This is a genomic window from Haloferula helveola, from assembly GCF_037076345.1.
GTDB classification, from domain to species: domain Bacteria; phylum Verrucomicrobiota; class Verrucomicrobiia; order Verrucomicrobiales; family Akkermansiaceae; genus Haloferula; species Haloferula helveola.
Window position 1 is genome coordinate 4,281,027 of the sequence record NZ_AP024702.1, and the last position, 23,181, is coordinate 4,304,207.

Consider the following 23,181-nt stretch of genomic DNA (forward strand, 5'->3'; position numbering starts at 1 on the left):
ATCGGCTAGGAAGACTTCGGCCGGTCCTGAAACAAGGCCTCGTCGCCGGCGACCTTCTTCAACCGGGGAGGAAGATCGTCTTCCGCCAAAAGCTCTTCGAAACCTGCAGTGTCCGCGTCGAAGTCGTCGGCGATAAAAAACGAGTCGGTTGCCAGCATTCCCGCCTTGGGAGCTGTGTCGTTCTGCGGCAACTGAAGCTCGGCGACCACCTTCCCGTGCCGGGTGAGGGCGATCGCTTGCCCCGTCCTTTCCAGTTCGGCGACCAACGCCGAAAGGGTGGTTTTGGCCTCGTAAAGTCCCACCATTCTCATTAGATCAGACTAGTCTGGTCAGAAATACTGACAAGAGCAATGTTCCCCCGTTTTTCAAGCTAGCCCCGGTGGCGTGCGGAGAGCGGCTAAATCCGCACCCGCTCGACATTCGCACCGAGCGCCTCGAGCTTCTCGTCGATGTGCTCGTAGCCGCGGTCGATGTGGTAGAGGCGGTTGATCTCGGTCGTGCCCTTGGCCGTCAGGCCGGCAAGCACGAGCGCGGCGGAGGCCCGGAGGTCGCTGGCCATCACCGGTGCGCCGCTGAGGCCTTCGACGCCGGTGATCACGGCCTTGCCGTCGGTGACCGAAATGTCGGCACCCATCCGTTTCAGCTCGGCGCAGTGCATGAAGCGCTGGGGAAAGATGGTATCGACCACGATGCTGGTTCCCGGGGTCGTGACGAACAGCGCGGTCATTTGCGCCTGCATGTCGGTCGGGTAACCGGGATAGGGCTCGGTGACGATCTCCGCCGGCATCGGCGTGTCGCCACGATGCACGGTGCAGGCGTCGCCGGTGTCGTTGAAGTGCACTTGGTGTCCGGCTTTGCGAAGGGCCGAGGTGATCGCGCTCAGGTGGCCTTCATTGACGCGGCGCAAGGTCACGCCCTCTCCAGCCAAGGCTGCTGCGGCCATGAAGGTGCCGGCCTCGATGCGGTCGGGGATGACGTTGTGAACGGTGCCATGGAGTTTCTCGACGCCCTCGATCGTGATGACCGGGGTGCCGGCGCCGCTGACCTTGGCTCCCATGGAGTTCAGGAAGTCGGCGAGGTCGATGACTTCCGGTTCGCAGGCGGCGGAGGTGATGGTGGTGATGCCTTCGGCCAGCGTGGCGGCCATCATCACGTTGTCCGTGCCGAGCACGGTCGGTCCGTTCTCACCGCAGAGATCGACCGTCGCGCCCTTGAGTCCGTCGGGCGCGGAAAGCGTCACGTTTCCTCCCTCGACCGCGGCCTTGGCGCCAAGGGCCTCAAGTCCGCGGATGTGGAGATCGATCGGGCGGTCGCCAATGACGCAGCCGCCTGGCAGCGCGACCACGCAGCGACGCTTGCGGGCGAGCAGGGGGCCCATCATGCAGACCGACGCCCGCATGCGGCGGACGATGTCATACGGCGCCGTGTCGGAGATGTCCGCCGCGGTGACCCGCACCGTGCCGGAGAAACGTTCCACGTCGGCCCCGAGACCGGTCAGGATCTGCACCATGTAGTTGGTGTCCGACACGTCCGGGACGCGGCGGATCACGACATCGTTCTCGGTCAGCAGCGCGGCGGCGAGGATCGGCAGGGAGGCGTTCTTGGAGCCGGAAATCGTGATGGCTCCGTGAATCGGAGCACCGCCGTGAACGAGAAGCTTATCCATGGATGATGAATTTGGAGGGCGGACGATCCGGTCCGCAGGATTCTGACCGGCGGACCGGAGAGTCCGCTCCCGTCACGCCTTGCGGGCGATGGGGAAACGGGGGATGCCAGAGAGGTCGTTGAGGGTCAAGACGTCCGTGAGCCCGCTTCCCTTCAGTAGCGCCTCGACCTCGGCGGATTGTTCATGGCCGATTTCGAGGGCGACCGTGCCTCCGGGATTGAGGCGGTTGGCCAACTCGGGAACGAATCGCCGGATGAGGTCGAGCCCGTCCTTCCCGCTGAAGAGCGCCAATGCCGGGTCGTGCCTGACTTCGCGGGAAACCGCCTCGCCCTCGGGGACGTAGGGGAGGTTGGCGACAATCAGGTCGAAGGTCGAGTCGGTCGGGATCGCGGCGAAGAGATCGCTCTCCACCCAGTCGACATTGTTGATGCCGTTCCGCTCGGCATTCTCGCGGGCGAGGGCAAGGGCATCGGACGAGACGTCGGCCAGCAGCACCGACGCTTTCGGGAAGTCGTGAGCCAACGAGACTCCGAGCACCCCGGAGCCGCAGCCCATGTCGAGAATGCGGGCGTCATCGGCGAGCTTTACGTTCTTCGTCAGCCACTCGGCGAGTTCCTCGGTCTCCGGTCGCGGGATGAGCGCCCGTGCATCGCAGGCGAACTCGTGGTTGCGGAAAAAGACACTGCCGATGAGGTGCTGCACCGGCACGCCTTCGCCGCGCTTCTTCAGTGCCTCGCGGAGCGGTTCGAGATCGGACTCGTCCATCGGTTCGTCGAAGCGCAGGTAGAGCGCCATGCGGGTGCAGTCGAGCTGGTGTGCGACCAGCATCTGCATGTTTCTCCGAGCCTCTGCTATCCCGCGCTTCTCAAGATACGCGGTGCCCTTGTCGAGAATGTCGAGGACGGTGGTCATGCGGTTCAATGATCAATGCTCAAGCACCAATGATCAGTTTGGAGACGAAGTCGGAGAAGAAGCGGGCTCCTTCCTCGAGGGTGGCGACGTCGATGAACTCGTCGCAGGTGTGGGCCTGGTCGATCGAGCCGGGGCCGAGGCAGATCGAAGGGATGCCGCCGGCCGACAGGTGGGCGGCGTCGGAGAACCATGGTGCGCCGACCGGCTTTGTAGCGGGACGAACGGAGCGGATGCGCTCGATCCACGGGTGGTCGGCCGGGAGTTCCATCGGCGGATTCTCGTGCGGGTTCACGACTTCAAGCGGTGTGCCTTCGGTCATCGATCGCAGCAGCGCGAGCGCGCCACCGGCATCGCGAAGGCTCGGGGTGATGCGGATGTCCAACTCGGCCTCGGCCCGGTCCGGGACGATGTTCGGCCGGCTGCCGCCACGGACAACGCCGATGTTGAGTGTCGAGCGTCCGAGAATCGGGTGGGTGAAGGTGGCGAGCTTCTCGCTCATTGCGGTTTCGAAGGGATCGAGAGCGCGGGCCAGCTTCATCACGGCGTTCTCGCCGCGTTCCGGTTGCGACGAGTGCGCGGCCTTGCCGGTCGTCCTCAGCGTCGCCCAAAGCGATCCTTTGGTGGTGTGGACCGCGTCGAGCGAGGTCGGCTCGCCGACGATCGCGAACTCGTATTCCGAGCCGTATTTGCGGGCGAATTCCTTCGATCCCCACTGACCGGATTCCTCACCCATGAAGGCGACGAAATCGATGGCCACCGGAGCGTCCTTGAGAGCTGTGGCATTTTCGCGAAGTCCCCACAGCATGGCGGCCATCGGGCCTTTGGTGTCGGAGGCGCCGCGACCCCACAGGCGACCGTCGCGGACTTCGCCCGAAAAGGGTTCGATGGTCATGCCTTCGATACCGACCGTGTCGAGGTGCGGTCCGAGAAGGATCCGCGGGCGGCCGTCGCGCGGAGCGAAGCGGGCGATCAGGTTCGGGCGGCCCGGCTTGATTTCCTCGAGCTCGACGGTCGCGCCGATTTTCCGCAGCCACTCGGAGAGAAAGGCGGCGATCCAGCCTTCGCCGGTCTGTTCGGTGCCGGGCGAGTTGTCCGGATTGACCGACGGAATGCGGACGAGCTGATGGAGGAGTTCGGTGACAGCCACGCGCGGAGCCTGAACGCTGGTCACCGAACGTCCAACCCCGACTTTGTTGGGGCGCGCATTAAAAGCCGAACTTCGGACGATGCCCGGGTCAGCGCATCTTCTTCGTCTCGATCCGCGGTGCCTCGATGAGGAGCTTGGAGGTCGCGATGTCGCCCGGGGCGACGGCGGGTTCGTCGAGCGGCAGGTTGGCGCGGCCGCCGTAGCGTTGCTCGATGATTTGTTTCACCGCGGGATCATCGAGGTTGTAGGTGCGGAACGCACGCTTCGGGCAGAGCTCGACGCCGGCCTGCTCGTAGAGCTTCCAGACGAACTCGGAGCAGTAGAGCTCGGTGTCGTTCCACTGGAAGCGGACGTCGTAGTTCTTGCCCGCCTGTTTGGTGGCCCAAGCGCGGGCTTTGGCGACGGCATCGGCTCCGACGGTTTCGCGCAGCCGGTAGGCGCGGAAGGTCCCGGCGAGGCTGCGGTCGATGAATTGCTCGAGCGGGGTCGTCCGCACCGGCTGGACGGCCTCCATCACCATCCACTTGCCCTCGTGTTGAAAAACGACGCCGCAGTGGGTGTAGGGCGAACCGGTGGCGGCCCGGACGGCATCCGATTGCGGGCCGGCGTTGCCTTGCAGAACGATGTCGCCGTCGCGGAAGTTGTAGCGTTTTTCGGCGGCCGGCTTTCGGATCGAGCCTGCTTCGGCGACGACGGGGCCGAAGGCGAAAGCCAGCAGGCAGATGAAGGATGGGGAAAACCGGATCATCCGCCGAAGCTAGGGCATCCCGGTTGGCGTGGCGAACGAATTTGCGGCAGGGTCACTTCGTCGCCTGCGCGACTTTCTCGTCGAGCATGCGTTTCAGCTCGCGCTTCGTGCCGGCCAGTTCCTTCCGGCTTGCGAGGTTCTCGATTTGCCCAGGATCGGTCGACATCCGGTAGAGTTCCTCTTCGCCGTTCCGGTAGCGCATGTAGGCCCATTCGTCGGTGCGGATGGCGTGACCTTTCGGCGGATTCAGCGCGAACGCCGCCTGCCGGACCTTGGCTTCGGGATCCTGCAGCACCGGCTTCAGGCTTTCGCCTTGGGCGCTCTCGGGAATGGGAACGCCGAGTAGGTCGCATACAGTCGGATAGATGTCGGCGAGCTCGGCCAGCGAGCGGGTGCGGCCGGTCTTCATGCCCGGGGCGGAAATGAGGAAGGGCACCCGGATGACATCTTCGTGAAGCGTCGACTTCTGCCAGAAGTCATGCTCGCCGAGGTGATATCCGTGGTCGCTGGTGAAAATGATCAGGGTGGAGTCGCGGAGCTTCCGCCGGTCGAGTTCATCAAGAACCTTGCCCAGTTGCTCGTCCATGAAGGTCACCGTGGCGTAGTAGTCGGCCCGCATTTTCCGGATGTTGTCCGGAAATTTCGCGATGCCGCAGCCCTCGGAGGTAGTCGGGGCGCGGCCGGGCTTGGGGATATCGTTGATGTCGCCCTCGGGAACGACCGGAGCGGGGACCTTTTCGAACGGGTAACGCCTGAAGTGTTCGGCCGGTGCCACGCTCGGGTAGTGCGGACGGACGAATCCGACCGCGAGGAAGAACGGCTCGGGGGAGTCGGCGCGGGCCTGCAGGATCTCGACCGCCTTCTCGGCGGCTTTCCAATCCGGCTGGGCGGATCCGTCGCCGTCGGACTCGACGCTGACGAACATCCGGTGCGGCATTGCGGTGCTCTGGCGGTTTTCCGGGGCCCGCGTCTCGATGTTCTGATTCAGCAGCCGGTAGAGCCCGGGCGTGTGTGCCTCCTGACCCTTGCAGTTGAATCGCTCCGTCCAGGTCTCAGGAACGTCGCGTCCGTCGGTGCCATCGATGATGTCGCCGGGCACGCGCATGTGGAAAATCTTCCCGACGCGGGCGCTGTAGCGGCCGTGGGCGATCAGGTGCTTGCCGAGCGTGGGTCCGCGATTGCCGATGTAGCGGCTGTGCATCAGCGACTGGCGGGACGGCGCGCACCATGTGCCTTGGCAGAATGCCAGATCGAAGACCATCGACCGGCTCGCCAGGCGGTCGAGGTTCGGGGTTTGGCAGATCTCGTTGCCGTAGGCTCCAAGGGCGTTCGCCTTGAGGTCGTCGGCGATGATGAAGAGCACGTTGCGGATCGGTTCGGCCGATCGCGCGATGGCGGTGAATGCCAACCCGCAAAGGATGACGGAGAGGGTGAGGAAAGGGTGCATGCTTGGGGAAGGAACTGGGCCTAGGTAACGGACGGGGCCGGTGAAGGCCTGTCAACTCTTCGCTTGGACGAAGCCCCGGGGAACCCTATTCTCGGCGGACCGATGCAGCCGAAGACACCGTTCGAGTATGGGATTCTGACCGGCCGGGTGCTGATGGGCACGTGGTTCGCGATCCTCGGGGCGGACAAGCTGTTCCGCGTAGGGGCTCCTGCCTTTTCCCGCCAAGTGGCGGAATTCGGCATTCTGCAGGACCCGTGGAACCTGATGGTGGCCTACTTCGTGCCGTGGCTGGAGGTGATCTCCGGGCTTTGCCTGCTGACGAGCTTCTTCCATCGCGGAGCCGTGCGGGTGATGATCGGGCTGACATGCGTGTTCCTTTTCGTGAACGGACAGGCGATGGTGCGCGGAATTGAGGCCGACTGCGGGTGCTTCGGAAAGTTGTTCACATTGGACGGGGGGGCCAAGATGGCGCTGCTGCTGGTCCAGCTGACGATTCTGGTTTTCCTGATGTCGGTCGAAAGGAAGCTCGGCCGGAAGGTGTTCCGTGGAACGAAAATGCGGCTCCCGGGCTGATTCGGGAAGGACCGCGCGAGCCCACTCGCGCATCAGTGCCGACGGGGAGTCCGCGTCTGCTCGAGCCTTGAGGCTCCGGGGCGCGAGTGGGCTCGCGCGGTCCGCCTCCGGCAGGTTCCTTACCCTTGCCCGACGGGCCGATGCGTTCCAAGTTCGGGCATGCGCTACGCCGAACGACTCCAAGCCCGCATCGAAGCCACCGGATCGAGGCTCTGCGTGGGAATCGATCCGCGGCCCGGCGACGACGGGATTGAAGCCGTGCCCGAATTCCTGAAGCGGTTGGTCGGCGAAACGTGGGAGCACGCCGCGGCCTTCAAGCCGAACATGGCTTACTTCGAGGCGATGGGTCTGCGCGGGATCGAGATGCTCGGAGACCTGCTCGCGGAGATGCCCGACGAGGTGCCGGTGATTCTGGACGCCAAGCGGAGCGACATCGGCGAGACCCAGAAATACTATGCCCATAGTTATTTCAGTCACTGGAAGGTCGACGCGGTGACCCTCAACCCGTTCCTCGGGTACGACTCGATCGAGCCGTTCCTCGGGTGGGAAGGGAAGGGGATCTACCTGCTCGCGGTGACCTCGAATCCGGGTTCGGCGGATTTCCAACGGCAGCAGCTGGCCGACGGAAGGTCGGTCTTTGAACTCGTGACCGCGCTCGGTGATCGGGCGAAGGAAGAGGGCCGCCAGACGGATGTCGGCTACGTGGTCGGACTGACCAACGCCTCGGGTGTGCTGGGGAAGGTGCCGGATGCTCCGCTGTTGGTGCCAGGTCTAGGTGCGCAGGGCGGCGATCTCGCTTCGTTGGCGGAGGCCGGTCGGTCGGCGCCGGATGTAATCAATGTTTCCCGCGGGATTTCTTACGCCGGCGATGATCGCAGCTTCGGCGAGCGGGCGGCGGATTGGGCGCGGAAGATTTCGGACGCATACGGCGCGCCGGCAAACGCTTGAGAGGGGTAGGGGACGATGGAGAACGAGGACATCCGGCCGAAACGGGCCAGCGCGCATTATTCCGGCATCCTGCCCCAGCGGGGATGGCCGCAGAGGAACTACAAGTTCTTCCGCCACCGCATCGTTCCCGGAATGTTCCGCCGTCCCGACGGCCAGATGCAGGCGCCGGTGCTGAATCCGCCGCCGGAAGGATCGGTGAGGGTCACCTGGATCGGACACGCCGCATTTTTCCTGCAGTTCGCCGACCATGCGCTCATCATCGATCCCAACTGGGCCCGCTGGCACGGCATCGTCCGCCGGCGTCGCGAGCCCGGTCTGCCGATCGACATGATCCCCGAACTGGATCTGGTGCTGGTGACGCATGCGCACTTCGACCACCTGCACAAGCCCAGCCTGAAGATCCTCCAAGCGCGTGACGGGATCGTGGTTCCACGCGGCAGCGCCTCGCTGGTGAGGCGGTTGGGATTTCCCGAGGTCCATGAGATGAAGATCTGGGAGCGGTTGGAGCTCGATGAACTCCATATTCTGCACACCCCGAGCCACCACTGGGGCGCGCGCTACATCCACGACACCCACCGCGACTACGGCGGCTACCTGATCGAGGCGGGCGGCAAGAGCGTCTTCCACTGCGGGGACTCGGCGTGGTTCGACGGCTTTGCCGAGATCGGACGCCGCTGTCCTGGGATCGACGTCGCGCTGATGCCCATCGGTGCCTACGACGCCCCGAGTGGTCGCGACGTCCACATGAATCCGGAGGAAGCCGTTCGTGCCTTCGCCGAGATCGGGGCCAAGGTGATGATCCCGATGCACTACGACACTTTCCCGCTCGGCAATGAGGCGCCGGGTGAGGCGGTCGACCGCCTGCTGCAGGAGGCCGACCGGCTCGGCATCAGCGAGCACGTGCTGATCCCGGAAGAGGGCGTCGGAATCGAGTGGTGACGATTGTTGGCTGGGACTTGCACCCGGCAAAACGCGAGTCAGCATGATGGCATGCTCGCTTCGGCCCTCGAATATGCGGATCTACCCGGTGGTCTCCGGGTGCTCCTGACGGTTTTCGTCGTCCTCCTGCTGCTGGTCCTGCTCAACCAGTGGATCACCAGCCGTCGCCTGAGGCGGATCGAGCGTTTTCTTTCCCAATCGACCCCATCCGTCACGGCGGAACGGGTGCGCGAGCGGAAGGATGAGAACAAGGAGCAGAAACGGCTTTTCGAGGAGTTCCTCGATGAGGATCCGTCGCGTCGCGATCTGCCCAAAAAGGAGCAGTTCGCCGGGTTCCGGAAATGGCGCGAGGAGAAGGGTCTGAACTGGTCTAGTTGAGACCCTGTCTCAGCAGTGGAAGGTGGCTTGAAAGAATTCGATTTTTTCCACGGCTGAGGGGTTTTTCCGGTTGCCAGTCGGGGAGCGGTTTGCAACATCGGCGCCCCCCGCCGGACCAACCTCCGACGGGGTCTTGAAAGGGCTTGTGAAAATTTTCACAAGCGTCCACTTTCGCCCCCGCCGAGCACACTTTTGACGCACGTCATGGCCAATTTCTTCCCGCGCTGGACCAACCTTCTCCCGTTCAAGATCGGATTCTGCGTGATCGCCCTCGGCGCGGGCGTCGTCGCCGGGTTTACCTACTACGCGACACCGAAGACGCTCGCGGTCGGCTATCAGCCGTCCCAGCCAATTCCGTTCTCGCACAAGATCCACGTCGACCAGCTCGGCCTCGATTGCCGCTACTGCCACTCGTTCGTCGATGTTTCGAACCACTCGAACGTGCCGACGTCGAACACCTGCTGGAACTGCCACCAGCACGTGCAGAAGGAGAGCCCGAAGTTGCAGCCGCTGCGCAATCGGATGGACCCCTCGCTGAAGCACCCGGACTTCGGCAAGCCGGTCGAGTGGGTGCGGATCCACAAGACGCCCGACTACGTCTACTTCAGCCACCTCGTCCACGTGAACCGGGGCATTTCCTGCCAGAGCTGCCACGGCCGGGTCGACCAGATGGAAGTCGTCTATCAGGACCAGAACCTATCGATGGGCTGGTGCCTCGAGTGCCACCGCGCTCCGGAGAAGCACCTCCGTCCTCTCGAGGAGGTCTACAACCTCAAGTATGACCCCGCCCGCTACCTCGCCAAGAAGGTCGACGGTGTCAGCAATGCCGAGCGTCTCGGAGTCAAGACGACCGAGGAACTGGGCCTGAAACTCAAGGAGATGTGGCAGATCCAGCCGCGTGAGACCTGCGCCACCTGCCACCACTGATTTCCCACTTTCGCCGATCCATGAGCAAACGCATCTGGCAACACCCCGAGGTTCCCGCCGACGAAACCACCGTCGCCTGGCGCAGCACGGGACAGCTTGAGAATACCCCGGCCTTCCGCGAGTGGCTGGAACGTGAGTTTCCCCGAGGAGCTGCCGAGATGGCGGACGACGACGACGCGCAGACGTCGCGCCGTTCCTTCCTCAAGCTGATGGGTGCGTCGACCGCTCTCGCCGGCTTCGGCATGGCGGCTTGCCGTCGCCCGGAAAGCCATATCCTTCCCTACGCCCAGGCGCCCGAGTGGGTGATCCCGGGCAAGGCGACCTACTACGCTACCAGCATGCCGCGCGCCCATGGCGCTACGCCGATGGTGGTGACGAGCTTCGAGGGTCGCCCGACCAAGCTCGCTCCGAACACCCTGCACCCGGACAACGCCGGAACGGATGCGTTCGCCCAGGCGTCGGTGCTCGATCTCTACTCGCCGTCCCGCTCGCGCTACGTGCTGAAGGGTGGCAAGGCGGCCAAGCGTGCCGATTTCGATGCCGTGATGGAAGCTCTCGCGGGCGACACCTCGGCGAAGGTCGGGTTCGTTTTCGGTCGCGATGACTCGCCGACCCGCGCGCGTCTTCGCAAGGAGATCGCGGACCGCTTCGGCTCCGCCAAGTTCTACGCTTACGAGGCCCTCGAGGGCGAAGCCCACAAGGCGGCCGGCGACGGTCAGCGCTACGTGGTCGACTTCTCGAAGGCGGACCGCATCGTTTCGCTCGACTGCGATTTCGCCGGCCTCGACCCGGTCGGTCCGGTCACTGGTTTCTTCGATCGCCGCAAGCCGGAAGGCAAAGGCTACGGCAACAAGCCGGAAGCATCCGGCATGAACCGGCTCTATGCGGTCGAAAGCGGATTCTCGCTGACCGGCGGCATGGCCGATCACCGTCTGAAAGTGAAGCCGAGCGAGCTGGTTCAGTTCGCGAAGGTCCTCGCGCAGCAGGTTGGCGCTTCGATTCAGGTGCCGGACATCAAGACTCCCGACAGCCGCATCAGCGACTGGGTCCGGGCGATGGCCGATGACCTCAAGAATGCCGATGGCAAGGTTGCGGTGGTGGCCGGCTCACGCGCCCCCGAAGTCGTCCACCATCTGGTGGCGGCGATCAACGACGCCCTGAAGAGCAGTGCCGAAGGCGGCCCGGTCAAGCTGGTCCGTACCGAGTCGACGGGTCTCGGCGACATCGAACAACTCACCAAGGACCTGACGTCCGGAGCGGTCGAGCACGTGTTGCTCCTGACTCCGTCCAACCCGGTCTACGACGCTCCCTCGGATCTCGATTTCGCTGCGGCCCTGGCGAAGGCGAAGACGAGCATCCATTTCGGTCTCCGCACCGATGCCACCGCGCACGCCGCGACATGGCATGTTCCGGCCGCCCACTACCTTGAGGCTTGGTCGGACAGCCGCACGATCAATGGCGTGCACACGGTCGTTCAGCCGATGATCCTGCCGCTCTACGCGGACTGCATGTCGGAAATCGAAGTGCTCGCGGCATTCCTCCCGAAAGAAGAGCCGAAGGAAGGTGAGGAAGCTGCCGGTGAACCGATGCCTCCGGCCTACGTCGAGGTCCGCAAGACCTTTGCCGGACGGGCGGGCGATAGCGAAGCGGCATGGAAGAAGTTCCTGCATGACGGTTTCCTCGCGGACTCGACCTACGAGTCTGGTGAGTACGAAGCCGACACCGACCGTGCCACCGAGCTTGCCAAGTCGGCTCCCGAGCCGGCCAACGAGCAGCTTGAGATCATCTTCGCCACCGACGGCTCGATTTACGACGGCCGCTGGATCGACAACGGCTGGCTTCAGGAAGCTCCGGACCCGGTTTCGAAGATTTCGTGGGACAACGTCGCGTTGATCGCGCCGAAGACCGCCAAGCGCCTCGGCTTTTACGACGAAGTTGTGGGACTCGAGCCGAAAGGCAAGAGCTACGGGGTCGAAGGCTACTACGGTAAGAAGGGGCCCGACGACGAAGGTGAGAACCGCACGGGCCGCCTGATCCGGATCAAGGTCAAGGGCCAGGAGCAGCCGCTCGAAGTGCCGGTCCAGATCGCATTCGGCCAAGCCGAAGATACGATCATCATTTCTCTCGGCTACGGTCAGGGCTTCAACGAGGAGGACGAACTCGGCCGTCCGGTCGACCACAAGAACCACGTTGGCCAGGTCGGAGTGAACACAGGCTTCAACGCTTATCCGTTCCGCACCGCCGCAACCGCTTACTTCGCCATGGTGGAAGGTGCGCCGGCGGGCACCGACATCCGCTACTCGCTCGCCGCCACCCAGGAACACCACTCGATGTATGGCCGTGCGCTTGCCCGCGAGGTCTCGACCCTCAAGGACGATCACAAGGGCGACTTCGCGAAGCAGCTTGCCAGCGTGCAGAAGCACGGCATGGACTCGCACGCTCCGCCGAACATCTCGCTCTACAAGCCGGTCGACCGCGATGGCGAAAAGCTGATCAGCGATCCGATCCATCAGTGGGGGATGTCGATCGACCTTTCCTCCTGCATGGGCTGCAACGCCTGTCTCGTCGCCTGCCAGGCTGAGAACAACATCCCGATCGTCGGCAAGGAGCAGCTTGCCAAGGGCCGGGAGATGCACTGGATCCGCATGGACCGCTACTTCGCGGTGCAGCCTGAGCTCGACGACCACGGCCATCCCGTGAAGGACGAGAACGGTGATCCGGTCCTCGACGAGGCCAACATGGAGATGATCCCGCAACCGGTCGCCTGCGTGCAGTGCGAGTCGGCGCCCTGCGAGACCGTCTGCCCGGTCAATGCCACGATCCACACCGAGGACGGCCTCAACTCGATGGCCTACAACCGTTGCATCGGCACCCGCTACTGCGCCAACAACTGCCCCTACAAGGCGCGCCGCTTCAATTTCTTCGACTACAACAAGCGCAACCCGCTCGTTGCGCACAACCTCTACCGTGGTCCGCTCGGTGAGAAGCAGGTCGGCACCGCCGCCCACCTCCAGCGCAACCCGAACGTGTCCGTCCGGATGCGGGGGGTCATGGAGAAGTGCACCTACTGCGTGCAGCGACTCAAGGACGCGAAGATCCGCCAGAAGCGGACCCAGAAGCAGCAGTCGCTGGCAACCGGCGACTCGACGGTGACCGAAGTCGGAACCGAGAACCTCCGGATCCCCGCGAATTCGGTGAAGGTGGCATGCCAGGAGGCATGTCCGGCCGAGGCGATCACCTTCGGCAACCTGCTCGACTCGGATTCGACTCTCCGCAAGATCCGCGGGGAGGACAACACGCCGGTTCTCGAGCGGAACTACGACCTTCTCAACTACATCGGAACCCGTCCGCGCACCAGTTATCTGGCCCGCGTCAAGAACCCGAATGAAAAGATGCCCGGTGCCCACAACATCGGCAAGGCCACCATTCACATGCACTAACTCGACTCGCGAGTTGAGAATCCCCATTCGTCAGAATGTCTACCGCCTCTGAAACCAACACGACCGGCGACGCTCCGAAGCTCCCGGTCCTCAAGCGCGAGAAGCTCATCCTCAACGGGCGTTCCTACCATTGGATCACCGAGCGGATCTGCGGCGTCCTCGAGAACCGTCAGCCGTTCCTCTGGTGGCTTCTGTTCCTGCCCAGCGCGCTGATCGCCGCCATCGGTGTCGGCGGCGGACTGTTCCACCTCGTTTCGACCGGTGTCGGCGTGTGGGGGAACACCAACCGCGTGATGTGGGGCTGGCCGATCGTGAACTTCGTTTTCTGGATCGGTATCGGCCACGCCGGAACGCTGATCTCGGCGATTCTCTTCCTGACCCGCCAGAACTGGCGGACGTCGATCAACCGCGCCGCGGAGGCGATGACGATCTTCGCGGTGATGTGCGCGGGCATCTTCCCCGCCTTCCACGTCGGCCGCGTCTGGATGGCGTGGTTCCTCGCTCCGATCCCGAACGCCAACGGCATCTGGCAGAACTTCAAGTCGCCGTTGCTTTGGGACGTGTTCGCGGTCTCGACCTACTTCACGATCTCCCTGATCTTCTGGTATCTCGGGATGGTTCCGGATCTCGCGACCATCCGCGACCGCTGCAAGCCCGGCCTGCGCAAGCTGCTCTACGGCATCTTCTCGCTCGGCTGGCGCGGCGGAAACCGCCAGTGGAGCCACTACGAAATGGCCTACCTGCTCCTCGCCGCGCTCTCGACGCCGCTGGTGCTTTCGGTCCACTCGGTCGTTTCGTTCGACTTCGCCACCTCGGTTGTCCCCGGCTGGCACACCACCATTTTCCCGCCGTACTTCGTCGCGGGCGCCATCTTCGGCGGCTTCGCGATGGTGCTCACCATCATGATCCCGGCACGCTTCATCTACGGTCTGCAGGATCTGATCACGATGAAGCACATCGACAACATGGCGAAGATCATCCTGCTGACAGGCACGATCGTCGGCTACGCCTACCTGATGGAGCTCTTCGTGGCGTTCTACTCGGGCGCCAAGTTCGAGATGGAGGCCTTCAAGTACCGGATCACCGGCCCCTATTCCTGGGCTTACTTCTGCATGATGTTCTGCAACGTCATCGCGCCACAGATCTTCTGGTTCAAGAGCATGCGCGAGAACCTGTGGGTCGTGATGGGCGTATCGATGCTCGTCAACATCGGGATGTGGTTCGAGCGCTTCGTGATCATCGTCACGACCCTGGCCCGCATGTGGCTGCCGGGTGACTGGAAATACTACAATCCCAGTGGCCAGGACCAGTTGCTGTTCGTCGGCACGATCGGGATGTTCCTGACCCTGTTCCTCCTCTTCCTGCGCTTCCTGCCGTGCATCAACATCGCCGAGGTGAAGTGGACGCTGCCGGAGTCCGATCCGCACCACGACGACCACGAGGATCATCCGGACGAAGGCACGGCCGTCGAGGCCGCCTACCAGAAGGAGCTCCATTCCCCGGCTCCCGCCACCGCCGATACCTGACCCCCATTTGGCAATTGGATTCTAACCCTTGGCAATTCTTCCAGTGAGTACCACCCGCAAACGAGTCTACGGCTACCTCGCCGAGTTCAAAAGCGCCTCCGCCCTCTACAAGGCCGCGGAAAAGGTCCGCGATGCCGGCTTCCGCAAGTGGGATTGCCACTCGCCGTATCCGATCCACGGACTCGACGGCGCGATGGGGCTCAAACGCTCGATCCTGCCATTCTTCGTGTTCTTCGGCGGGTGCACCGGTCTGGCGACCGGTTTCTTCCTCGCCTACATCACCCAGGTCCGCATCTACCCGACGGTCGTTCAGGCCAAGCCGGCCAACATCTTCACCGTGCCGGCCTTCTTTCCGCCGATGTTCGAGCTGACCATCCTTTTCTCGGGCTTCACGGTGCTTTTCGGCCTGCTCGCGCTGATGAAGCTGCCGCGTCTCAACCACCCGCTCTTCGCCAGCCGCCAGTTCCACCGGACGACCGACGACGCGTTCTTCATCGCGATCGAGGCCCGCGATCCGAAATTCAGCCCGGACGGCACCCGCTCGCTTCTCGAGGAGATCGGCGGTTCGAACATCGAACTCATCGAAGAAGAGGACTGACCCTCCGCGCTCACCTTCCAGCTCTCCGCTCCCACCGTGAAATACTTCTTCCTCGCCTACGCGATCATCGCCGCGCTCGTCATCGGACTGCTTCCGATGCGCGGTGAGAAGCGCGCCGAAACGCCGTTGCGCCTGTTCCCCGACATGGATGACCAGGACAAACTCAAGGCCCAGAAGCCGGATGCGTTCTTCTCGGACGGCGCCGGCGGCCGCCATCCGGTCGACGGCACCAACCCGGTCGGATTTCTCCCCGAAGGCCAGTCGGAGCTTGGCGGTATCCCCGAATACGAATTCGGCGGCGGCACCAGCTACTACGCCACCGGCGCGATCGAGGATTATTACTCCAACGGCATGCCCGACGAACTCGGATTGGATGCCAACAACGTGGACGCCTTCCTCCGCCGCGGCGAGGAGGTCTACAACATCAACTGCATGCCCTGCCACGGCAAGTCGGGCGACGGTCTCGGTATCACCTCGAGCTTCGGCGTCCCGGGCATCGCCAACCTGACCTTGGACAACTTCGGCCAGGCCGCCTACCCGGACGGCCGGCTGTTCGACGTGATCTCGAACGGCAAGGGCAACATGGGTGCCTACAAGCACAACATCCCGATCCGTGACCGCTGGGCGGTGGTCGCCTACGTCCGCGCGCTGCAGACCGCCCGCAAGGCTCCGCTTTCGGATCCTTCGATCAAGGCGGCATTCGATGCCGCGACCCAGAACACCGAGAGTTCGGCCCAGTAACACTTTTCCACCATGGCATCCCACTTCGTCACTTCCGCAGACATCCCCGCCAACGGGGAGCGTCTCCAGAACGCTACGGTCTCCAAGGTCAAGATGATCGCCGGAGGGCTCTGCGCCATCCTCTCGGTGGTGAGCCTGTTCCTGCTCTTCGGACCCAACGAAGGCTGGGCCGCGACCTACGCCTACTCCTGGCTGTTCGCGCTGTTCTTCTTCTTCACCCTTGCCGTCGGCGGCTGCTTCTGGACGCTGCTCCACAACGTCTCCAACTCGGGGTGGGGGACTTCGGTCCGCCGGATCATGGAGAACCTCGGTTCGGTTTATCCGTGGATGTTCCTGTTCGCGATCCCGCTGCTCTGCCCGGCGGTTCAACAGTATCTCTACGAGTGGATGACCATCCACCGCGAGGGCCTGTCCCAGGACAATGTTGGACTGTTCGACGGGTTCATGGCGGGCTTCTACGGCTCCGATTCGCTCCAGGGTTGGCTCAACGACAACCACCACGCGCTGTTGGCCAACAAGCTGTGGTACATGAACCTCTTCGCGTGGTACACTCGCTTCATCTTCTACTTCGTCGGCCTGACTCTCGTTATCCGCGGGCTGAGGAAGCTGTCGGTTGAGCAGGACAGCGACCCGAACCCCGGAACGGTCCGCCTGTTCAAGGCCCGCTTTCACTCGACTTACACGCTGATCATCTTCGCGATCACGATCACCTTCGCTGCCTTCGATTGGCTGATGGGCCTGGACTACAAGTGGTTCTCGACGATGTGGGGCGTCTACATCTTCGCCGGCACCGCGTTGAACTCGATGGCGGTCATCATCATCACCGCCACGCTCCTCCAGAGCGCCGGCTACATGAAGAAGGTGCTGACGCCCGAGCACTTCCACATCAAGGGCAAGCTGCTCCTCGCCTTCACGATCTTCTGGGCCTACGTGACCTTCTCCCAGTTCTTCCTCATCTGGTATGCGAACATCACTGAGGAAACGAGCTACTTCCTGATCCGCAACACCGGCGGCTGGAACACCGGAATGATCTTCCTCGTCTTCGGCCACTTCGTGGTTCCGTTCGTCATCCTGCTGCAGGCATGGCTGAAGAAGAATCCGAAGCTGCTCAGCCTGGTCGCGGTCTACACACTCGTGATGCACGTCGTGGATCACTACCTGATCTCAATCCCCGAGCGCTCGATCTCGCTGATGAACATCCTGCCCGACAAGTTCGGTCACGTGACGACGGCCGTTCCCGGAGCGTTCTGGGGTGATGTTCTGGCCTTCGTTACTGTCGGTGCGGGCTTCGTCTTCTTCTACCTTCGCGCCCTCGGCGCCAACAACCTCTACCCGAACCGCGACCCGCGCCTTCTCGAGTCGGCGAACGTTTCGAACTAGGTCTCTTCCTCATCCGCATTTCGACATTCCTTCCATGGACCCATCTCGTGACAACCCGCTCATCCGTTTCACCGCCTTTTGGTGGGGGATCGGCGTGATCTCGCTGTTCTTCGTCGTGCTGCTGCTCACCCGCATGGTGGTCGGCGGTGGTGAAGGCTCCGATCCGCTCGAGGAAGCGGCTGCGAAAAACCGTCAGAAGGTGCGCGAGGCGGTCGATACTGCCCAGGCTGCGGCTTTTGAGACGAAGGTCGTGACCGAGGGTGAGACCGTCCAATTGCATCCCGAGCATGTCTTCGACTATGTCGGTAAGCAACTGGTCGACGGTGCTCCGACGAAGGTCGAGGATCCGGCGCAGGTTGTGCCCAACTCGCCGACCGCGATCGAGATCGCGAACGCACCTGCCGCGGGCGATCCCGCTGCTGTGGATGCCCTGACGCCTCCTGCCGACACCGAGATCGATCCGGCCGTCATCGAGAAGGGCAAGCAGGCGTTTATGGTCTGCATGGCCTGCCACGGCATGGACGGCAAGGGTGTGCCGAACGTCGGTCCGCCGCTTGCGGGTTCCGAGTGGGTCACCGGTCCCGTATCCAACCTCATCCGTATCCAGATGCGCGGTCTTGAAGGTCCGATCGAAGTTGCGGGGCAGAAGCTCACATTCCTCGCGCCGATGGCGCCGATGGGGGCGGCGAGCTCCGACGAGGACGTCGCCGCGGTGCTCACCTACATCCGCAATTCCTTCGGAAACACGGCCCCTCCGGTTCTTGTTGAACAGGTCAAGATGCTGCGCAGCGAGGTCGGCAAGCCGATGCTCAAGCAGGAAGATCTCATCGCTCCCGAGAAGTAATTCATCATGTCGAACCCTCCCGAATCCAGTATCGATCACGACCCGACCGTCCGGGCCGCGATTGACCGCTCGCTGCGGCACCCGGTGATGTTCTTTTTCACCAGCGGCGCGGCTTGGTTGGCCGTCGCGATCCTCCTCGGCATCATTTCGTCGGCAAAGGTTCACAGTCCGCAATTCCTCGGTGACTGCGCATGGTTCACCTACGGTCGCGTGTTCGCCGCCCACCAGAGCGCCTTGCTCTACGGCTGGGGCTGCCAGGCGGCCTTCGGAATGATGATTTGGCTGATGGCACGCCTTTCGCGTCAGGAATGCCGCAATGCCGGAACGATCCTGATGGCGGGGCACGTCTGGAACTTCGCCATCTCGATCGGCGTGATCGGCATTCTCGCCGGTGGCGGAACGGGCATGCCTTGGATGGACATGCCGTCCTTCGCGTGGATCCCGATGCTGCTCTCCTACGGTGCCATCCTCATCTGGTCGATGGTTCAGTTCAAGGTGCGCCCGGAAGGTCATACCTACATTTCGCAGTGGTACCTGATGGCGGCGCTGATCTGGTTCCCCTGGTTCTTCGGATCGGCCCACCTGCTCGTCCACGGGTTCGGCGGCAGCCCTCTCGGCGCCGCCGGCGTGAACGCTTGGTATCACTCGGCGCTGCTGCTGCTGTTCTTCGCTCCGGTCGGGATCGGGATGGCCTACTATCTGGTGCCGAAGGTGACCGGCCGTCCGGTGTTCAACTACTCGATGTCGCTCCTCGGTTTCTGGACCCTCGCCGCGATCGCACCCTGGGCCGGCCTGCAGAAGCTGACCGGTGCACCGATTCCGAACTTCCTTCCGTATCTCGGCGCATTCGCCGGCATCCTGTTCGCGATGCCTGCCGCGCTCGCCGGTATCAATCTGCTCAAGACGGCTTCCAGCGAAATGGAGACGGTCAATCTCAGCCCGACCCTCCGCTTCACGATCTGGGGGCTGATCTTCCTCCTCGTCCTTGGTGCCGCCAGCGTCGTTCTGAACAGCCCGGGTGTAATGAAGATCACCCAGTTCACGATGTCCGGCTACGGCTACGACCTGCTGGCGGTCTACGGCTTCTTCAGCTTCATCGCCTTCGGCTCGATCTACTTCATCGTTCCTCGGATCACCCGTCGTGAATGGCTGTCGCGCCGCCTGATCAAGTGGCACTTCTTCCTCTCGATCTACGGGATCGGCGCGATCATCGTGGTGGCCCTCTTCGGCGGCCTGATGCAGGGCGTCGGTCAGGAGGAATACCTCCAACCTTGGGAGAATGCCGCCGGCCGCGCATTCCCTTACGCGGTTCTGGTGACCACGGCATGGAGCTTCCTGCTGCTTTCCAACGTCTTCTTCTTCCTCCACCTGACGCTGATGTGGCTGCGCCTCGGTCGGCGTAGCTCGCACCCGACCCTGCTCGTGACGCCGCACCATTCGAGTCCGCACGGACCGGAAGGTGACATCGATAACGTCGGCTCCGCCTCCGCCCACTGAATTTCACGGAATCCCTTTCGAACCTACTTCCCATGAGTTTCCGTCAATTTGCCATCGGTCTCACCGCCAGCTTCGGTATCGCGTGGCTGGCTGTGGTGGTCGTGCCTTTCTTCAAGCTTCGCAATCCCGCTCCGATCGCCTTCCAGGAGGGCGTCGATACGCAGGAGGGGATTTACCACCCGAAGCGGGCCGGTCGGGTCGCGAACGGTGCGCACATCTATGCGGCAAACGGCTGTTACGAGTGCCACACGCAGGTCGCACGGCCGAGCTACGCCGGAAACGACCTTGGGCGGCAGGATCTCGCCGGCCTTGCTCCCTCCCTCCATCCCGATGGTGTCGACAGCCGTCGCGAGTCGAACATCTACGACTACATCGGCCTTGATTTCGCCCCGATCGGTGTCACCCGTCTGGGTCCCGACCTGTCCAACCTCGGCCGCAGGGTCGAGGCGGAGCACGGTGCGGATGCCAAGGATTGGCTGATGCTCCACCTCTACGATCCGCGGCTGGATCCGGCCCGCCGCAATTGGTCATCCTGTCCGTCCATGTCGTTCTTCTTCGAAAAGCGAGAGATCACCGGACAGCCGTCCGACGATGCCCTCGGTGTGACCGTCAAGAAGGGCTGGGAAGTGGTGCCCGGCGAGAAGGCTGAGGCTCTCGTCAGCTACCTACTTTCGCTCAAGCACGACGATCCCGTTCCCGCCTCGATGAACTACGCCCCGATCAAGGGCGACGATAACAACGAAGGCTGAACCGATACTTTCCCGTCCATCCGATGCAAGATTCCCAGAAGCCTGATCTCGACGAATCGCTGAACGTCACCCAGTCGCACGACCGCGCCATGCGCGAGGCGGCTGCCGTGGCGCGTGAGAAGCACGTTGATGAAGGAGGTCGAGAGCCGTTGTCCCTGTGGGTCTTCGGCGCCAGCGCGTTCATCCTGATTTTCGCCGGCCTCGCGCTGGGGAATGCGGGTTCGTTCTTCAACTACAACGAGACGGTTAAGTCGGACTACGTTCGCAAAACCTTCGACAGCGGCGACAACTCCGGGCCGCCACCCGGCGAGGCCCTAAAGATCTACATGGCCAAGGGCGAGAAAATCTACGGCAAGTGCATCGGCTGCCACGCGCCCGACGGCAAGGGCGGGGGTGCCTATCCGGCTCTCGCCGGCAGCGAATGGGCGCTTGGAGAGACCGAGCGCTTCGCGATGGTCGTTCTCAACGGTCTTTCCGGGCCGACGAGTACCGGCAAGACTTACGGGGTGATGCCCGCCCAGGGTATCGGCATGAGCGATGTCGATCTCGCCGCCGTGATGACCTACGTGCGCAATGCTTTCGGCAACTCGAAGGGTGATGTCGTCACCAAGGAGATGGCCGCCGAGGCGATCAAGATTTCCGAAGCACGGGCGAACCCTGGCTCGCCCGTGACCGCCGATGAACTGAAAGCCGACCACCTCAAGGACCTTCCGGGGGACAAGCTCGATCCGACCACCATGATCGACCCCGTCACGCTTGAGCCGGTGGAAGCCGCCGCCGAGTAACCAGGAACCTACCAGCTACCATCATGAGTGCACATGCCGCCACGGCCGACTCACACGGTCACGACGACCACGACCATCACCACGATCCCGGTTTCGTGAAGAAGTATATCTTCTCCACGGACCACAAGATGATCGGTATCCAGTACGGCATCACCGCCGGAGCGTTCCTGCTGTTCGGGTTCTTCCTGATGATGGTGATGCGATGGAGCATCGCCTATCCTCACGAGCCCCTTCCGGGCTGGATGAGCTGGATGTTCACCGACGACTGGAAGGCACGCTGGCTTCAGGACGGCAAGGTGACCGGCGATACCTACAACATGTTCGGCGCCATGCACGGTACGATCATGGTCTTCCTCGGTGTCGTGCCTCTGGGCTTCGGTGCCTTCGGCAATTTCGTCACTCCGCTGCAGATCGGTGCGCCCGACATGGCGTTCCCGCGTCTCAACATGATGAGTTACTGGGTCTACCTCGCCGGTGGCCTGATCATGTGCGGCTCGTTCTTCATGGAATCGGGGGCCGCGAAGTCCGGTTGGACGAACTACTCTCCGCTGGCGGGCATCGCCGACGCGCAAATCACCAACCAGTGGCTGGCGGGCCAGACGCAGTGGCTCATCGGACTGGTACTCCTGATCACCTCTTCGCTCCTCGGGTCGGTCAACTTCATCACGACCATCATCAACCTGCGGGCACGCGGCCTCACCTGGATGCGCATGCCGTTCTTCGTGTGGGCCATGCTGGTGACCGGCTTCCTCCTCCTGCTCGCGTTCCCTCCGCTTGAAGCAGCAGGGATCATGCAGCTGATGGACCGAGTGACCGGTTCGTCGTTCTTCATGCCCTCCGGTCTCTACACCAAGGCGGAAGGTCTTCTTGAGATTTCCGGTGGCGGCTCGCCGCTGCTGTTCCAGCACCTTTTCTGGTTCCTCGGTCACCCCGAGGTCTACGTCCTGCTCCTTCCGGCGATTGCCTGCGTGGCCGAGATTATCCCGGCCAACACCCGCAAGCCTCTCTGGGGCTACAAGGCGATGGTCTACGGGGTGCTCGTGCTCGGCTTCCTGTCATTCATCGTGTGGGCGCACCACATGTATCTGACCGGGATGGGTCCGGTGGTCTCGACGTGGTTCCAGACGACGACGGTTCTGATTTCCATCCCGTCGGTCATTCTTCTGACCTCACTGATCATCTCCCTGTGGGGTGGTTCGATCCGCTTCACGCCGGCGATGATCTGGGCCTGCGCGTTCCTGCCGATGTTCGGTATCGGCGGTCTTACCGGTCTGCCGCTGGCGTTCAACCTCGTGGATCTCCACCTGCACGACACTTACTACGTCATTGGTCACTTCCACTACGTCGTGGCTCCGGGGATTCTCTTCGGTCTCTTCGCCGGCGTTTACCATTGGTATCCGAAGCTTACCGGCCGCCAGATGAGCCGCTTCCTCAGCCACTTGCACTTCTGGCCGAGCCTGATCTGCATGAACCTGATTTTCTTCCCGATGCTCACTCAGGGGATGGCCGGTTTCCACCGCCGCTGGTACAACGGAGGTGACGCTTACCTCGCGAAGTCTCCGGACAGCGCCAATGTCTTCGGAACCACCGTTGCCGAACACATCGACCTCAACATCCTGATGTCATGGGCTGCATGGATCATGGCTCTCGCCCAGGTCCCGTTTCTGATCAACATGGTCATCAGCAAGTTCGCCGGTCGCAAGGTCACCAGCGACAACCCCTGGAACGCGACCACCCTCGAGTGGGCGACCCCGACGCCTCCGGGTCACGGCAACTTCCTGACCGAGCCGGTCGTCTACCGCGGACCATACGAATACAGCCGGCCCGACCACGACGAGGACTTCCTTCCCCAGTGGATCGAACCGAAGAAGCCGGCCGAAGCGCCCGCCGAGAAGCCGGAGGAATCTCCTGCCGAGCACTGATCACCGCCCCAGCT

21 protein-coding genes are annotated in these 23,181 nt (G+C 63.0%); 15 read left to right on the top strand and 6 right to left on the bottom strand.

Annotation, left to right across the window (positions count from 1 at the left end; all coding sequences use genetic code 11):
* Window positions 1-5: 5 nt before the first annotated feature.
* From HAHE_RS16125 to HAHE_RS16150, 6 genes are all read right to left on the bottom strand, one after another.
* The gene (locus HAHE_RS16125) at window positions 6-311 is read right to left on the bottom strand and encodes a hypothetical protein (RefSeq protein WP_338685840.1); all 306 of its coding nucleotides are present in this window, start codon (window positions 309-311) and stop codon (window positions 6-8) included.
* An 86-nt stretch (window positions 312-397) separates the two neighbouring features.
* Entirely contained in the window at window positions 398-1,666 is a 1,269-nt protein-coding gene (gene murA / locus HAHE_RS16130) for a UDP-N-acetylglucosamine 1-carboxyvinyltransferase (protein WP_338685842.1), read from the bottom strand.
* Between the two features lie 72 nt (window positions 1,667-1,738).
* A complete protein-coding gene (gene prmC, locus HAHE_RS16135; protein ID WP_338685844.1) occupies window positions 1,739-2,578 on the bottom strand; it encodes a peptide chain release factor N(5)-glutamine methyltransferase in 840 nt (279 codons plus the stop codon).
* A gap of 19 nt (window positions 2,579-2,597) precedes the next feature.
* A complete protein-coding gene (locus HAHE_RS16140; RefSeq protein ID WP_338685845.1) occupies window positions 2,598-3,725 on the bottom strand; it encodes a M20 family metallopeptidase in 1,128 nt (375 codons plus the stop codon).
* Between the two features lie 88 nt (window positions 3,726-3,813).
* Window positions 3,814-4,473, bottom strand: a complete 660-nt coding sequence (locus tag HAHE_RS16145) for a YiiX/YebB-like N1pC/P60 family cysteine hydrolase (RefSeq protein ID WP_338685846.1) — start codon at window positions 4,471-4,473, stop codon at window positions 3,814-3,816.
* A gap of 52 nt (window positions 4,474-4,525) precedes the next feature.
* Window positions 4,526-5,920 carry a sulfatase gene (locus HAHE_RS16150; RefSeq protein WP_338685848.1) on the bottom strand — a complete coding sequence of 465 codons (1,395 nt, stop codon included), beginning with the start codon at window positions 5,918-5,920 and terminating at the stop codon, window positions 4,526-4,528.
* 102 nt (window positions 5,921-6,022) lie between these two features.
* Here HAHE_RS16150 and HAHE_RS16155 point away from each other — a divergent pair, with 102 nt between their 5' ends.
* From HAHE_RS16155 to HAHE_RS16225, 15 genes are all read left to right on the top strand, one after another.
* Complete coding sequence (locus HAHE_RS16155; RefSeq protein WP_338685850.1) at window positions 6,023-6,493, top strand: MauE/DoxX family redox-associated membrane protein; 471 nt, start codon at window positions 6,023-6,025, stop codon at window positions 6,491-6,493.
* A gap of 159 nt (window positions 6,494-6,652) precedes the next feature.
* Window positions 6,653-7,441, top strand: a complete 789-nt coding sequence (gene pyrF, locus HAHE_RS16160) for an orotidine-5'-phosphate decarboxylase (RefSeq protein ID WP_338685852.1) — start codon at window positions 6,653-6,655, stop codon at window positions 7,439-7,441.
* Window positions 7,442-7,456: 15 nt separating this feature from the next.
* Window positions 7,457-8,380 (top strand): MBL fold metallo-hydrolase, encoded by a 924-nt coding sequence (locus HAHE_RS16165; RefSeq protein ID WP_338685854.1) that lies wholly within the window; start codon window positions 7,457-7,459, stop codon window positions 8,378-8,380.
* Between the two features lie 51 nt (window positions 8,381-8,431).
* A complete protein-coding gene (locus tag HAHE_RS16170) occupies window positions 8,432-8,758 on the top strand; it encodes a hypothetical protein (RefSeq protein WP_338685856.1) in 327 nt (108 codons plus the stop codon).
* A gap of 204 nt (window positions 8,759-8,962) precedes the next feature.
* Window positions 8,963-9,685, top strand: a complete 723-nt coding sequence (locus HAHE_RS16175) for a cytochrome c3 family protein (protein WP_338685858.1) — start codon at window positions 8,963-8,965, stop codon at window positions 9,683-9,685.
* A 20-nt stretch (window positions 9,686-9,705) separates the two neighbouring features.
* Window positions 9,706-13,125 carry a TAT-variant-translocated molybdopterin oxidoreductase gene (locus HAHE_RS16180; RefSeq protein WP_338685859.1) on the top strand — a complete coding sequence of 1,140 codons (3,420 nt, stop codon included), beginning with the start codon at window positions 9,706-9,708 and terminating at the stop codon, window positions 13,123-13,125.
* Between the two features lie 35 nt (window positions 13,126-13,160).
* Entirely contained in the window at window positions 13,161-14,651 is a 1,491-nt protein-coding gene (gene nrfD / locus HAHE_RS16185; RefSeq protein WP_338685860.1) for an NrfD/PsrC family molybdoenzyme membrane anchor subunit, read from the top strand.
* 43 nt (window positions 14,652-14,694) lie between these two features.
* Window positions 14,695-15,249, top strand: a complete 555-nt coding sequence (locus HAHE_RS16190; protein ID WP_338685862.1) for a DUF3341 domain-containing protein — start codon at window positions 14,695-14,697, stop codon at window positions 15,247-15,249.
* A 36-nt stretch (window positions 15,250-15,285) separates the two neighbouring features.
* Complete coding sequence (locus HAHE_RS16195) at window positions 15,286-15,990, top strand: cytochrome c (RefSeq protein WP_338685864.1); 705 nt, start codon at window positions 15,286-15,288, stop codon at window positions 15,988-15,990.
* Between the two features lie 12 nt (window positions 15,991-16,002).
* The gene (locus HAHE_RS16200; protein WP_338685866.1) at window positions 16,003-17,370 is read left to right on the top strand and encodes a hypothetical protein; all 1,368 of its coding nucleotides are present in this window, start codon (window positions 16,003-16,005) and stop codon (window positions 17,368-17,370) included.
* A gap of 34 nt (window positions 17,371-17,404) precedes the next feature.
* Window positions 17,405-18,214 (top strand): cytochrome c, encoded by an 810-nt coding sequence (locus HAHE_RS16205; RefSeq protein ID WP_338685868.1) that lies wholly within the window; start codon window positions 17,405-17,407, stop codon window positions 18,212-18,214.
* Window positions 18,215-18,220: 6 nt separating this feature from the next.
* Window positions 18,221-19,711: a cbb3-type cytochrome c oxidase subunit I gene (locus HAHE_RS16210; RefSeq protein ID WP_338685870.1), complete on the top strand. Its 1,491-nt coding sequence runs from the start codon at window positions 18,221-18,223 to the stop codon at window positions 19,709-19,711.
* 32 nt (window positions 19,712-19,743) lie between these two features.
* Complete coding sequence (locus HAHE_RS16215; RefSeq protein WP_338685871.1) at window positions 19,744-20,460, top strand: hypothetical protein; 717 nt, start codon at window positions 19,744-19,746, stop codon at window positions 20,458-20,460.
* Window positions 20,461-20,483: 23 nt separating this feature from the next.
* Window positions 20,484-21,245, top strand: coding sequence for a cytochrome c (locus HAHE_RS16220; protein WP_338685872.1), 762 nt, complete (start codon window positions 20,484-20,486; stop codon window positions 21,243-21,245).
* A gap of 23 nt (window positions 21,246-21,268) precedes the next feature.
* On the top strand, window positions 21,269-23,167 hold the full coding sequence (locus tag HAHE_RS16225; protein ID WP_338685874.1) for a cytochrome c oxidase subunit I: 1,899 nt from the start codon (window positions 21,269-21,271) through the stop codon (window positions 23,165-23,167).
* Window positions 23,168-23,181 lie beyond the last annotated feature (14 nt).

Bases quoted from the DNA above. Each gene is read 5' to 3' on its own strand.
- HAHE_RS16125 (WP_338685840.1), bottom strand. From the start codon at position 311: ATGAGAATGGTGGGACTTTACGAGGCCAAAACCACCCTTTCGGCGTTG.
- murA (WP_338685842.1), bottom strand. From the start codon at position 1,666: ATGGATAAGCTTCTCGTTCACGGCGGTGCTCCGATTCACGGAGCCATC.
- prmC (WP_338685844.1), bottom strand. From the start codon at position 2,578: ATGACCACCGTCCTCGACATTCTCGACAAGGGCACCGCGTATCTTGAG.
- HAHE_RS16145 (WP_338685846.1), bottom strand. From the start codon at position 4,473: ATGATCCGGTTTTCCCCATCCTTCATCTGCCTGCTGGCTTTCGCCTTC.
- HAHE_RS16150 (WP_338685848.1), bottom strand. From the start codon at position 5,920: ATGCACCCTTTCCTCACCCTCTCCGTCATCCTTTGCGGGTTGGCATTC.
- HAHE_RS16155 (WP_338685850.1), top strand. From the start codon at position 6,023: ATGCAGCCGAAGACACCGTTCGAGTATGGGATTCTGACCGGCCGGGTG.
- pyrF (WP_338685852.1), top strand. From the start codon at position 6,653: ATGCGCTACGCCGAACGACTCCAAGCCCGCATCGAAGCCACCGGATCG.
- HAHE_RS16165 (WP_338685854.1), top strand. From the start codon at position 7,457: ATGGAGAACGAGGACATCCGGCCGAAACGGGCCAGCGCGCATTATTCC.
- HAHE_RS16170 (WP_338685856.1), top strand. From the start codon at position 8,432: ATGCTCGCTTCGGCCCTCGAATATGCGGATCTACCCGGTGGTCTCCGG.
- HAHE_RS16175 (WP_338685858.1), top strand. From the start codon at position 8,963: ATGGCCAATTTCTTCCCGCGCTGGACCAACCTTCTCCCGTTCAAGATC.
- HAHE_RS16180 (WP_338685859.1), top strand. From the start codon at position 9,706: ATGAGCAAACGCATCTGGCAACACCCCGAGGTTCCCGCCGACGAAACC.
- nrfD (WP_338685860.1), top strand. From the start codon at position 13,161: ATGTCTACCGCCTCTGAAACCAACACGACCGGCGACGCTCCGAAGCTC.
- HAHE_RS16200 (WP_338685866.1), top strand. From the start codon at position 16,003: ATGGCATCCCACTTCGTCACTTCCGCAGACATCCCCGCCAACGGGGAG.
- HAHE_RS16205 (WP_338685868.1), top strand. From the start codon at position 17,405: ATGGACCCATCTCGTGACAACCCGCTCATCCGTTTCACCGCCTTTTGG.
- HAHE_RS16210 (WP_338685870.1), top strand. From the start codon at position 18,221: ATGTCGAACCCTCCCGAATCCAGTATCGATCACGACCCGACCGTCCGG.
- HAHE_RS16215 (WP_338685871.1), top strand. From the start codon at position 19,744: ATGAGTTTCCGTCAATTTGCCATCGGTCTCACCGCCAGCTTCGGTATC.
- HAHE_RS16220 (WP_338685872.1), top strand. From the start codon at position 20,484: ATGCAAGATTCCCAGAAGCCTGATCTCGACGAATCGCTGAACGTCACC.
- HAHE_RS16225 (WP_338685874.1), top strand. From the start codon at position 21,269: ATGAGTGCACATGCCGCCACGGCCGACTCACACGGTCACGACGACCAC.